General features: G+C 54.6%; 11 protein-coding genes. 4 read left to right on the forward strand and 7 right to left on the reverse strand.

Going from position 1 to position 12,702, the window contains the following annotated elements:
- Nucleotides 1-43 precede the first annotated feature (43 nt).
- Together AACW18_RS07245 and AACW18_RS07250 are read right to left on the reverse strand one after the other, a co-directional pair.
- Nucleotides 44-1,030 carry a hypothetical protein gene (locus AACW18_RS07245; RefSeq protein ID WP_218388225.1) on the reverse strand — a complete coding sequence of 329 codons (987 nt, stop codon included), beginning with the start codon at nt 1,028-1,030 and terminating at the stop codon, nt 44-46.
- A gap of 27 nt (nt 1,031-1,057) precedes the next feature.
- Nucleotides 1,058-1,927, reverse strand: a complete 870-nt coding sequence (locus AACW18_RS07250) for a hypothetical protein (RefSeq protein WP_218388226.1) — start codon at nt 1,925-1,927, stop codon at nt 1,058-1,060.
- 567 nt (nt 1,928-2,494) lie between these two features.
- On the opposite strand from AACW18_RS07250, the gene AACW18_RS07255 reads away from it, so the two are divergent.
- Complete coding sequence (locus tag AACW18_RS07255) at nt 2,495-2,932, forward strand: YcgN family cysteine cluster protein (RefSeq protein ID WP_218388227.1); 438 nt, start codon at nt 2,495-2,497, stop codon at nt 2,930-2,932.
- 505 nt (nt 2,933-3,437) lie between these two features.
- Here the strand turns inward: AACW18_RS07255 and pflB are convergent.
- The 3 genes from pflB to ycaO form a co-directional block, all read right to left on the reverse strand.
- Nucleotides 3,438-5,720 carry a formate C-acetyltransferase gene (pflB, locus tag AACW18_RS07260; RefSeq protein ID WP_042653758.1) on the reverse strand — a complete coding sequence of 761 codons (2,283 nt, stop codon included), beginning with the start codon at nt 5,718-5,720 and terminating at the stop codon, nt 3,438-3,440.
- 41 nt (nt 5,721-5,761) lie between these two features.
- Nucleotides 5,762-6,610, reverse strand: a complete 849-nt coding sequence (gene focA, locus AACW18_RS07265) for a formate transporter FocA (RefSeq protein ID WP_042653611.1) — start codon at nt 6,608-6,610, stop codon at nt 5,762-5,764.
- A gap of 382 nt (nt 6,611-6,992) precedes the next feature.
- Nucleotides 6,993-8,753: a 30S ribosomal protein S12 methylthiotransferase accessory factor YcaO gene (gene ycaO / locus AACW18_RS07270; RefSeq protein WP_218388228.1), complete on the reverse strand. Its 1,761-nt coding sequence runs from the start codon at nt 8,751-8,753 to the stop codon at nt 6,993-6,995.
- Between the two features lie 356 nt (nt 8,754-9,109).
- Between ycaO and AACW18_RS07275 the strand changes: the two genes are divergently transcribed.
- Nucleotides 9,110-9,808 (forward strand): B3/B4 domain-containing protein, encoded by a 699-nt coding sequence (locus AACW18_RS07275; protein WP_042653614.1) that lies wholly within the window; start codon nt 9,110-9,112, stop codon nt 9,806-9,808.
- A 251-nt stretch (nt 9,809-10,059) separates the two neighbouring features.
- Here the strand turns inward: AACW18_RS07275 and sugE are convergent, their stop codons facing one another.
- A complete protein-coding gene (gene sugE, locus AACW18_RS07280; RefSeq protein WP_025326753.1) occupies nt 10,060-10,374 on the reverse strand; it encodes a quaternary ammonium compound efflux SMR transporter SugE in 315 nt (104 codons plus the stop codon).
- Between the two features lie 328 nt (nt 10,375-10,702).
- Between sugE and asd the strand changes: the two genes are divergently transcribed.
- Nucleotides 10,703-11,815 carry an aspartate-semialdehyde dehydrogenase gene (gene asd / locus AACW18_RS07285; RefSeq protein ID WP_042653615.1) on the forward strand — a complete coding sequence of 371 codons (1,113 nt, stop codon included), beginning with the start codon at nt 10,703-10,705 and terminating at the stop codon, nt 11,813-11,815.
- Between the two features lie 116 nt (nt 11,816-11,931).
- Here the strand turns inward: asd and cspD are convergent, their stop codons facing one another.
- Entirely contained in the window at nt 11,932-12,150 is a 219-nt protein-coding gene (gene cspD / locus AACW18_RS07290) for a cold shock-like protein CspD (protein WP_042653616.1), read from the reverse strand.
- 229 nt (nt 12,151-12,379) lie between these two features.
- Here cspD and clpS point away from each other — a divergent pair, with 229 nt between their 5' ends.
- Nucleotides 12,380-12,697, forward strand: a complete 318-nt coding sequence (gene clpS / locus AACW18_RS07295) for an ATP-dependent Clp protease adapter ClpS (RefSeq protein ID WP_005310725.1) — start codon at nt 12,380-12,382, stop codon at nt 12,695-12,697.
- Nucleotides 12,698-12,702 lie beyond the last annotated feature (5 nt).

Consider the following 12,702-nt stretch of genomic DNA (forward strand, 5'->3'; position numbering starts at 1 on the left):
AATATATGAGATCTACGGAAATTTTTCCGACAGTTATTCATTATTATATTTTATTTTCCAGCACTAATGATTCAAGGCTTTGTTCAAATGCCTCTTGCTCTGCAGCGCTATCATTAAATTTTACGGTATTACTTTTCAGATTATCTAGCAGCAGAATAATTGAATCAATCTTCTGTAGCAACTTACTGAGAATTTTAACTCTATCAATATTGTCTATCGAAGAGCCTATCCAGCTTACCTTGTACTCTCTCCTAACACTATAGCCGTCATTTATATCTTCAATTTTAGCCTTACTCAAAACTTTATCCTTCACTTCCTCTACACTCAGAGATGATTCAATCTGAACAAGAAGTGCTTTTGGATTTATGCCCAAATCCTCCATACAGCACTGAAAAATCATGCTGTTGTGACGAAACTCTCCTTGCCAATAATTTAATTCGTTATGAAGAATATCCAAAACAACTTTTCTAGTATTTAAGCAGTGCAGTCCAAGAATAAAGTCCGTTTTGAAATAGCTGATGTCAACCTTAACTGTGGCGTAGATATGACACATTAAAACTTCCAAAAAAGCTTCCACTTCGTTAGAAATTTTTAAAAGAGCCGAAGTTTTCTCATTTACCCAATTTGTGCTGAAGGATTTACTGTCTGTAGCAGAGCTATAGTTACTCTTCAATTCTGGAATTCTTGTGTATATCCAGTTAAGCACCTCTTCCGCGTCTCTGGATACTTGTAAAGATGTTTGACAAAGCATGATCTCGTTTGTTAACGACTTTAATCTTACCCATGTATTAAATACGGTATTCCTTTTTACAAGCAGATCCCTATCATCTCGAATATTAAGCTTCTTATCTAGTTCTTCATGGAAGAGGCTGACAGCCTTGGAAAAATCAAAGATCACAATTTCTGATTTTTCATTCCTTCTAGTAAATATCTGAACGTAATCATCAAAACCGTGCTCATTGACAGCTTTTATATATTTCCCGGTACTTTTGTCTACTAGCAGTGACCGTATTACTAAACTATCATTCATCCTACTTTCCTAGAAAAACGTTATCCGTTATTTTTCCCCAATGGGAAGAAGCCATTGGGTTCCTGTAAGCTCTCTAAAGACATTCATAATCACATGCGCAAACAGAAGCCTAAATTTCTCTAAACCAATCTCTTGAAATGGTCTTATCAATGAGCGGAAAGACTTACCTAGGTAAGGATCATCGGCAGCTATATTTCGCACCAAAGAAGCAAACGTCAGCACCAGCTCGATGTTTGATTCAGACTGGCGATGCTCCAACTGTTCCAAAGTTGAGATGAGATCTAACAGAGGTAACTTCTCTGGCTCACTACAAGCTATAGAATAATTACCAGCTCGAATGTAAGTATTGCGGTGATGCTTTTGCAAATGGGCAGACCGGCAAAAATTAGTAGCCTCAATGAGGTTCCCATTTAGTTTTGCATTAACGAGGTCATCAATATCAACAAGTGCTGGAGAGGCGTAGAGGATCAATGCTCTCACCCCGAATTTTCGCTCAAGATGCTCAAGGAGAACTTGTTGTTCTTTATAGATGGTGTAGCGAAAGTATCGCTGCTTCCAATGTGACCATTCTGCTCCATTGGCTGTGGTTATGACTTCAGGACGCTTGTACTGAAACAAAAGGTTAGCCTTGATGGCTGGGATATTTCTGATTTTGTGTTGAAGTAGCGTCTCCATTTCGTTGGCGACTTCTCGCAAGTCTACACCAGGAAACCTTAGAGGGTGCCTGTATGGAAAGCCGAGCGTGTGCCATAACCAATGATCTTGAGACATAGCAGCGGCATCAGCTCCGATTCCGCCTTCCTGTACTTGCCCAAATGGGAAATAGATACTAGTTCTTCTATCAAGCTCCGTGTTGAAGTAACTTTCGAATGTCTTTTCTTCATATTTCGGCTGCATGCTTAAAGCCTATAGTTGTTTTGACGTATTTAAGCGGCAGATCCGTAGATGCGATTAGTGCAGCGTAATCGGACCGTCGCGAAGACCTTATTAAGGTCTTCCCCGTTTTTATCAGGCAAGCCTACCGCCCCTGAATTACAGCCTCCAATCTGCTGCTGTTAACTTGTGTGTTTCTTGATAAGTGGTGGAAGATCATGTGGCGTGGATGCGACTCCGCCAAGGCTTCGGTTGCCAATTTGTGGATGATAACCGACAGGGCTGGGGCGAGAAACAGAGGACAAGCAAAAACCTGCCAAAGATCAATAAATTGATGCTGGAAATCTGGGGCATCCACATTTCTAGCGAGAAGGGATTTTGGTGTGAACATTCAGAAAGGTGGATCTACCCGTATAAGGACATTCAACTCAATGAATCCGAAAACCTTGGGTGTTTGGATTTTTATACCTGACATCTGTGCTAACGAGTGGTGGTCTACCCGCCAGTCTTGAAAAATCGGGCCAAAAGGGGTATAACCACGCGCCTTATCGGTCTATTTAGCGAGCCCCTCCCATGCAGCAAATCGAGAAAATGCAGCCAACTCCTTTTTGGCAGGAAAAGACCCTGCAACAGATGACCGATGCCGAGTGGGAGTCCCTGTGCGATGGCTGCGGCAAGTGCTGCCTGAACAAGCTGATCGACGAGGACACCGAGGAGCTGGTGTTCACCAACGTGGCCTGCAACCTGCTCAATACCAAGACCTGCCAGTGCTCCGACTACGGCAATCGCTTCAAGAAAGAGCCGGACTGCCTGCAGATCACCGTCGACAAGATTGCCGAGTTCGACTGGCTGCCGTCGAGCTGTGCCTACCGCCTGCTGGCGGAGGGGCAGAGCCTGCCAGAGTGGCATCCCCTTATCACCGGCAGCCGCAGCGCCATGCACCAGGCCGGTCAGTCGGTGCGCGGCAAGGTGGTGCACGAGGCCCATGCTGGCGACTGGATCGATCACATCATCACCTGGGCCAGTTAAGGCCAGCTGAGCCGACTCAGGCAACCATTATCCAATTCATGTGCCGCAGGGGCAGGGGAGTCAGACTCTTCTGCCCCTGTTGCTATTGGCATATCCATGATGCGTCTTGAGGGTGGATGGCAGTTTAACAAGGCGGGCCGAGGTTAAGGACCATGAAGCCGTAGATATCATCCCCCGGGCGCCGCTGGTGCACTTCAAATCGCTGCTATGGCGCAGGGCAGGAGAGTCACACTCTAACTGCCCTTGATGCTTTCTGGTGCCGCACAGCGATGCACAGGCGCCATTCCCGGGGTAGAGGGAATAGTTCGAGGGATGTATGCATCTCCCGGAGTCAGTTGGCCGAGTATGGATTTGTTCTCTTCTGAAAGCGTGAAGGCGAGGGGAGGTTGGGGGGCTAACGCACATCTCGCATCAGCGAGTCAAAGGGAGGGATTGATCCGGGCTTGGGCAAACAGGCATAAAAAAACCGGCGCCTTGGCGCCGGTTTTTGGTCACTGCAACTCGATTACAGAGAAGCGGTGAAGGTACGGGTGATGACGTCTTGCTGTTGCTCTTTGGTCAAAGAGTTGAAGCGAACGGCATAACCGGATACGCGGATGGTCAACTGCGGATACTTCTCCGGGTTTTCCATGGCTTCCAGCAGCATTTCACGGTTCATCACGTTGACGTTCAGGTGCTGACCGCCTTCCAGGTTGGCTTCATGGTGGAAGTAACCATCCATCAGGCCTGCCAGGTTGGCTTTCTGGGATTCCATGTCTTTACCCAGCGCGTTCGGCACGATGGAGAAGGTATAGGAGATACCATCTTTGGCGTAGGCGAACGGCAGCTTGGCCACGGAAGTCAGTGAGGCAACGGCACCCTTCTGATCACGACCGTGCATCGGGTTGGCACCCGGGCCAAACGGCGCACCGGAGCGACGGCCATCCGGGGTGTTACCGGTCTTCTTGCCGTACACCACGTTGGAGGTGATGGTCAGCACGGACTGGGTGGCCACGGCGCCACGGTAGGTGTTGAGCTTCTGAATCTTCTTCATGAAGCGCTCGACCAGGTCACAGGCGATGTCATCGACGCGAGCGTCGTTGTTACCGAACTGCGGGTACTCACCGTCGATCTCGAAGTCGATGGCTACGCCATCTTCGTCACGTACCGGCTTGACCTTGGCGTACTTGATGGCAGACAGGGAGTCAGCTGCCACGGACAGACCGGCGATGCCGCAAGCCATGGTGCGATAGACGTCACGGTCGTGCAGCGCCATCAGGGAGGCTTCGTAGCTGTACTTGTCGTGCATGTAGTGGATGATGTTCAGGGCGGCGACGTATTGCTTGGCCAGCCAGTCCATGAAGTGATCCAGGCGATCCATCACGTCGTTGTACTCGAGGTACTCACCCTTGACCATTTCGGTCTTCGGACCGATCTGGATCTTGAGCTTCTCGTCGATGCCGCCGTTGATTGCATACAGCATGGTCTTGGCCAGGTTGGCACGAGCACCGAAGAACTGCATCTGTTTGCCGACGATCATCGGGGACACACAGCAAGCGATGGCATAGTCATCGTTGTTGAAGTCCGGACGCATCAGGTCGTCGTTCTCGTACTGAACGGAAGAGGTCTCGATGGATACCTTGGCACAGTACTTCTTGAAACCGACCGGCAGCTTCTCGGACCACAGGATGGTCAGGTTCGGCTCAGGGGACGGGCCCATGGTGTACAGGGTGTTCAGCATACGGAAGCTGTTCTTGGTGACCAGGGTACGGCCATCAACGCCCATACCGGCCAGGGTCTCGGTCGCCCACATCGGGTCGCCGGAGAACAGTGAATCGTATTCAGGGGTACGCAGGAAGCGAACCATACGCAGCTTCATGACCATGTGGTCCATCAGCTCCTGGGCTTCTTGCTCGGTCAGCAGGCCTTTCTTCAGGTCACGTTCGATGTACACGTCCAGGAAGCTGGAGGTACGACCGAAGGACATGGCGGCGCCATTCTGGGACTTGACTGCCGCCAGGTAGGCGAAGTAGGTCCACTGCACGGCTTCTTTGGCGTTCTTGGCCGGCACGGAGATGTCGCAGCCATATTTGGCGGCCATCACCTTCATCTGGGCCAGGGCACGGTGCTGCTCGGAGATCTCTTCGCGCAGACGGATGGTGGCTTCCAGGTTGACGCCATTCTCCAGGTCGGCTTGCAGGGACTTGAACTGAGCCAGCTTGTCGGCCATCAGGAAGTCGATGCCGTACAGGGCGACACGACGGTAGTCACCGATGATACGGCCACGGCCGTAGGCATCCGGCAGACCGGTGATGACGCCAGATTTACGGCAGTTCAGGATGTCCTTGGTGTAAACGTCGAACACGCCCTGGTTGTGGGTCTTGCGGTACTCGGTGAAGATCTTCTCGACCATCGGGTCCAGTTGACGACCGTACACTTCGCAAGAAGTCTTGACCATCTTGATACCGCCGTTGGCGATGATGGCGCGCTTGAGCGGCTTGTCAGTCTGCAGACCGACGATTTGCTCCAGGCTCTGGTCGATATAGCCGGCATCGTGAGCGGTAATGGTGGAGGGCAGGTCAGTATCAAAATCGACCGGCGCATGAGTGCGGTTCTCGATCTTGATGCCTTCCATGACCTTGTCCCACAGCTTGGTGGTTGCTTCGGTCGCGCCAGCCAGGAAGGACTCGTCACCTTCATACGGGGTGTAGTTCTTCTGGATGAAGTCACGGGTGTTGACAGAGGTCTGCCATTCACCGGCTGCGAAGCCTTCCCATGCTTTTTGGAACTGTTCGTTAAGTTCTGCCATTTTCATTACCTCACAAGGTATTTATGTGTCAGCCGTCATCCTTAATGATGACGACGGAAGATAAACCAGTAAGTCAAACCAACCATGACACCACCACCAATGATATTACCCAGGGTGACGGGGATCAGGTTGTTTAGGACGAAGTTGGATACGGTCAGATCGGCGAAGGTGGCCGGATCCTGGCCGATGGCCTGCCAAAACTCCGGGCCTGCGACGCTGTGGATAGCGATACCGACCGGGATCATAAACATGTTTGCGATGCTGTGCTCGAAACCTGAGGCCACGAACATGGCGACGGGGAGCAGCATCACCATCACCTTGTCGGTGGCAGTGCGGGCGCCGAAGGCCATCCACACGGCGAGACACACCATGAGGTTGCAGAGAATACCGAGGGCGAGGGCCTCGAAGAAGCTGTGGTGGATCTTGTGCTGAGCCACTTTCAAGGCATTCAGGCCCCACTGACCGTCTGCCGCCATGTACTCGGCCGACATGATGATGAGGCCGACGACGAGCAGGCCACCGATGAGGTTACCGAAGTAGACCAGGCCCCAGTTCTTGAACAACTGGCTCCAGCTGATGCGGTTGGCCGCCTTGGCGACCAGGGTCAGGGTGGTGGAGGTGAACAGCTCGGCCCCCAGCAGCACACACAGGATCAGGCCAAGGGAGAAGCAGAGGCCGCCGACCAGCTTGGACATGCCCCAGGACATGCCACTACTGCCCGTGGTGACGGTGATGTAGAACACGAATGCGATAGCGATGAAAGCACCGGCGGTGATGGCTAGGGGAATGACCTTGTGGGCGGGCTTGGTGGCCTTGGCATAGGTTATATCTTCTGCCAGTGCAGCGATGGCTTCTGGCTTGAGACAATCAAAGGGGGATTCTGCTTTCAATTCTCATGTACCTGAATATTTTGCCTGTGGAAATCATAGCAAAGGGCCAGATCGCCAAAATTGACATCGATCAACAATTACAGATTGTGAATGTAATTTTACTACAGATTTTTGAGTCGTCTGGAAGCTTGACTTTACACCAGGTTTCAGCTGAAACAGAAATGGGTGTGTTTATAAAAACATGATTTTAAAGAATTTATAATTTTAGCCTTTAAAAAGGCACCGGCAAGACATCTTTGCGGCAACCCTGCCCTATGGTCTGCACTTTAACAACCCCCTAAGAGGTATTTTTTGTTTTTTATTTCATCTTCGAATAACAAGCAGCCAAAGCGTAGACCATAAAACAGAAGGGGCCACTGGGCCCCTTCGTCACGCTAGCATATCAGGTCCACTGATGGGCTCGTTTGGCTTTTTGCAGTTTTTCGTAGGCGGCCAGCAACTTCTGGTGCAACGGGAACTGGGACAGCGACAGATCGGCGCTCTCCAGCCCGTGGAAGCGAGCCTCGCCGCTGGCGTGCGCCCAGGCCTGCGCCAGGGTCTCTTCTCCGAACATGCGGGTGAACACCGGGCGGTACTGCTCAGGGTCACGCTCTTCGTCCAGGAACAACTCGACGCAGGCACGCAGGGCACGGTAGTAGTTGGCGCGATCCGCCGGGAACACCGACTGGTTGAACTCCATGGTCCAGTCGATGAGGTCCAGCGCGCTCTCCAGCTCACCGGCGGCCAGCGCCAGCATGGCCTTGAGCTCGCCCACCCGCAGGGTGTGCAGGGCGGTGCCCTTGGCGGCGGCGATGCCGAGCAGCTCGCGCACCCGGGTACGCTCGTCGTGGCCTTCCTCATCCAGTTGATCGAACAGCGCCATGTATTGCTCGGCGTCCCACTCCAGCGACGGCAGTGCCAGGATCACCTCGCGCAGGTGAGCCCCCATGGTGTTGTTGGCCAGCAACAGATCCTCGACCGGATAGATGTCGGACATGCCGGGCACCAGGATGCGACAGGCGTAGACGCTGAGGTGCTCGTAGTCGGCGATGTAGACCGGCTGCTCCAGCTCGTGGAAGATGCCGATCAGGTGATCGAACTCCTCTTGGGAGGTACCGCGGAAGTCCCAGTCGGCGAACTCGAAGTCCGCTTCCTGCTTGAACAGATCCCAGCTGATGAGGCCGGAGGAGTCGATGAAGTGGGTCTCCAGGTTGTGGTGATCCGCCACCTGCTCGTTATCGAACGAGGGCGGCACGAACACGTCCAGATCCTTCAGGCCACGGCCCTGCAGCAGCTCGGTGACGGTCCGCTCGAACGCTACTTCGAAGCGCGGGTGGGCGCCGAAGGAGGCGAAACAGGTGCCGTTGCGCGGGTTGAGCAGCACCACGCAGATGACCGGGTAGCGACCGCCGAGGGAGGCGTCGAAGCTGTAGATGGGATAGCCTTCGGCTTCTAGCGCGGCGATGGAGGCCTTGATCCCGGGGTAGCGATCGATGACCTCGCTCGGGATCTCGGGCAGGCTGATGGCCTCGGCGATGATCTTGTTCTTCACGTGGCGCTCGAACACCTCGGACAGCCCCTGGGTGCGGGCCTCGGTCTTGGTGTTGCCGGCACTCATGCCGTTGGAGACATAGAGGTTGCCGATGATGTTCATCGGGATGTAGACGGTGTGGTGATCGGACTGACGCTCGAACGGCAGGGCGACGATGCCGCGGTCCTCATTGCCCGACTGCAGATCCACCAGCATGTCGGCGGTCACCTCACCATCCGGGTTGTAGAACTTGCGGGTGAAGCTGTCGAGCAGGCCGGCCGGCAGCTGATCGCCCTCGATGGGGAACCACTTCTCGTTCGGGTAGTGGACGAAGTCGCCGTTGGCTACCTGCTCGCCCAGATAGAAGTCGGCGAAGAAGTAGTTGGTGGAGAGCCGCTCGAAGTACTCGCCAAGGGCCGAGGCCAGGGCCGCCTTCTTGCTGGCGCCTTTACCGTTGGTGAAGCAGAGGGCGCACTCCTTGTCCCGGATGTGCACGGACCAGACATTGGGCACGGGGTTGAGCCAGGAAGCCTCTTCGATATCAAACCCCAGGGCCTGCAACTTGGTCTGGAAGCGTTCGATGGAGTCTTCCAGTGCCGCGTCCTTGCCGGGAATAAAAGTGTGGTCGGTCATCACAATATCCTGATTTTTATTGGCTCATGTTTGGTCGCAGATAATAGCATGAGTCGAAAGAGATGCGGCCTAGACAATGGCGCAGCTCGCGCTCTTTTCAGTGCCTGAAAGGGGGGGAGGACAAGTCAGCCGTGCCTGTTGGTACAGGGGAAAAACGCGAGGCCGGCTGGCCCTCATTAGGATTGCTTAATGGGATTAAGAAAAAGTAGGTTTTATTCTATCTGGCTGTTCTGCATGATGTTTCCACTTATTCCAGAGTGAGCTGCGCGCAACATGGCGCGGCAACACCTATTACCGCAGCGGCACCTTGCACCTTTATTATCGGCTCGGCCGTTGATCACGAATTGGGAGTATCTATGCCATCCATGACACCGCGAGTGGGGTCTGACATTACCAAGCTGGCCCCCGGCTTCAGAGCCCTAAGCATCCTGGTCGATGCGGCTACCATCACCAACATGAGCGTTGGTTCTCATGCGCTGCAGCGGGCTTGCCAGTCAGTCGCGGCGGGAGGCGCGCCCTGGGCGGAGGCGCACCTGGCGGCGTGGGCTGAGGTGTTCAAGCAGTTCGGCGCCAAACCACAGCGAACCCCTTGTTCGGCAGAAGCCCTGCGCAAGAGAGTATTGCGGGATGGCGAGCTGCCGAGCATCGATCCCATCGTCGATCTCTACAACGCCATTAGCATCGAGTATGCCATTCCCGTCGGTGGGGAAAATCTGGTTGCCTATGAGGGGGTACCGCGCTTGGTGGTGGCGGATGGCAGCGAACTGTTTGACACCATGAAAGAGGGCTTGCCCGCTCACGAAACACCCGAGCCGGGGGAGGTTGTCTGGCGTGATGACAAGGGGGTGACCTGCCGCAGGTGGAATTGGCGACAGGGTGTCAGAACCCGGCTCAGCGTGGAATCCGAGCAGATGTGGTTCATCCTGGAGAGCCTGCCTGAGATGCCCCTGGCTGCCTTGCAGGAGGCCGGCGATCGATTGATTGCCGGCTTGCTGGCGATGATGCCCGGAGCCCGGATAGAGCAAGAGCTGATCGGGTGCCAGTCCGGGGCATAGGGAAGGGAAGAGATGATGGCCACCGGGGGAGGGGCCATTTTTATAGGTGGTGATGGGCGCCGTACCGGGCGTCGACCTATGACCGAACGCTGAACCATGGCGGATAAAAACATTATCCGCCATCGATTTTACAGATGAAAAAATGCGTAAAACGATCACTGGTAGTGATATCTATGAACTCGCATTGGCGGGCACCTGTCACGCCGATATCGCTGGCGGGTAGGTTCATCTGGAGTCAGCCCTGTCTCCATTCAGCCGATAAATTTCAGGCCAAGGATCCCGCCGATGATCAGCAGCAGGCAGAGCACCCGTGCTAGGGTGGCGGGTTCGTTGAACAGCCAGATCCCCATCAGCACAGTGCCGACCGCGCCTATGCCGGTCCACACCGCATAGGCCGTGCCGAGTGGCAGCTGTTTGACCGCCATGGCGAGTAGCAACACGCTCACCCCCATGGCAGAGAGCGTCAGCAGGGTAGGGAGGGGGCGGCTGAAACCGTCGGTGTACTTGAGGCCTATGGCCCAGGCGACCTCGAACAGGCCGGCCAGTAGCAGGAGTAACCAGGGCATAAGAATATTCCACGCGGGGCAGGGTCGTCCCTGCGAGTAAAGGAGGCCTTGGGGTCGTCCCCGAGGGGCAGTGGTTGCCAGTCGGGCATCATGATGCCCGACTGATGGGGGTCAGCCAAGAGGAGGAGCCTCGAACCTATGGTTATTGCGGCAAACGACACAGAATATTGCGCAATTCGACTTGCGCCTGTCGCCACAATCCGTAATGTGGACAGACGCATTTTTTGCAAATCATTCTTGTGACAAACTTGTGAACGGACCCGCGTCCGACAAGGGGTCACGGCGTGTTAAGCACAGTTTCTATAGCAGCTATCCAGGGTAGGACATTATGAAAAAAGTAGGTTTGGTCGGTTGGCGCGGCATGGTGGGTTCGGTACTGATGAGCCGGATGCAGGAAGAGAACGATTTTGCCCGCATTCAGCCCACCTTCTTCACCACCTCCCAGGCCGGTGAGGCCGCCCCCAATTTCGGTGTCGATGCCGGCACCCTGCAGGATGCCTTCGACATTGAGGCGCTGGCCGCGCAAGAGATCATCATCACGGCCCAGGGGGGCGACTACACCAAGGATGTCTACCCCCGGCTGCTGGCCGCTGGTTGGCAGGGCTACTGGATCGATGCAGCCTCCTCCCTGCGCATGGAGAAGGACGCCGTCATCATCCTGGATCCGGTCAACGGCGACGTGATCGACGAGGCGCTGGCCAAGGGCGTCAAGACCTTCGTCGGCGGCAACTGCACCGTCAGCCTGATGCTGCTGGCACTGGGTGGCCTGTTCAAGGCCGATCTGGTGGAGTGGGTCAGCGTGGCCACCTATCAGGCCGCCTCCGGTGGCGGTGCCCGTCACATGCGCGAGCTGGTCACCCAGATGGGGCTGCTGCGTGACGAGGTCGCGGTGGAGCTGGCGGATCCCGCCTCCGCCATCCTCGACATCGAGCGCAAGATCACCGAGAAGACCCGCTCCGGTACTCTGCCGGTGGACAACTTCGGCGTGCCGCTGGCCGGTGGCCTGATCCCCTGGATCGACACCAAGCTCGACAACGGCCAGAGCCGTGAGGAGTGGAAGGGCCAGGCCGAGACCAACAAGATCCTCGGGATTGAAGACGCCGCCATCCCGGTGGATGGCCTCTGCGTGCGGATCGGCGCCCTGCGCTGCCACAGCCAGGCCTTCACCATCAAGCTCAAGAAAGACCTGCCGCTGGCCGAGATCGAAGCGCTACTGGCGGCCCACAACGACTGGGTCAAGGTGATCCCGAACGATCGCGACATCACCGCCCGCGAGCTGACCCCGGCTGCCGTGACCGGGACCCTCAACATCCCGGTCGGCCGTCTGCGCAAGCTGAACATGGGGCCGGAGTACCTGGCGGCCTTCACCGTGGGTGATCAGCTGCTGTGGGGGGCGGCCGAGCCGCTGCGTCGCATGCTCAACATCCTGCTGGCGCGCTGATCGGCCAGGGTAGACACTACAAGAAAAGAGGAAGGTTCAGCCTTCCTTTTTTTGTGCTCGCAATAAAAAAACGGCAGCCCTTGCGGACTGCCGTTTTCCATTGATCCAGTTCGACTCTACATGTTCTGTGCTTCGTTTGGCACGATAACAGAGGCGTGATTTCCTTTCGGCCCCTGCTGCAGTTCAAAGTTGACTGCCTGACCTGCTTTCAAGGTCTTGTAACCTTCCATTTGTATCGTGGAGTAGTGAGCGAAGATGTCTTCACCACCGTCTTCCGGACAGATAAACCCAAATCCTTTTGCGTTGTTAAACCACTTGACTGTTCCGGTTGCCATACATCTACATCCTTTTATTGATTACCCTGAAGTCGTTGAGTAACCTGCGCCAGCCCTTTATAACTAGTAGCATATGCCCATAGCAGACGGGCGCCGATTAGCAAGTAACCAATCTAGTCTAACTTTTGAGCGAGTCAAGAAGTTGTTAACAACCGATGTGATCGGGTTAACAACTCTATTGACAATCTTCAGCAAGACGGTAGAAATCTAGAGGTACCGAAGCGCGATTATGAGCAAGCAGAAAGAACTCTTTGCTAATGAAGAGATTGCACAAGCAGAGAAAACGAAGCTGCAACCGCCACCCATGTACAAGGTCGTGTTGAACAACGATGACTATACGCCGATGGAGTTCGTGGTGGAGGTGCTGCAAAAGTTCTTTGGTATGGATCTGGACAAGGCGACTCAGGTCATGTTGAGTGTGCATTATAGTGGTAAGGGAGTCTGCGGCACTTTCACCGCCGAGATTGCCGAAACCAAGGTGGTCCAGGTCAACACGTATTCACGTAACAACGAACATCCACTGCTATGTACCATGGAAAAGGCTTGAATCTG

Origin of the sequence: Aeromonas sp. sia0103 (assembly GCF_963895295.1) — a bacterium.
Taxonomy (GTDB): Bacteria; Pseudomonadota; Gammaproteobacteria; order Enterobacterales; family Aeromonadaceae; genus Aeromonas; species Aeromonas encheleia.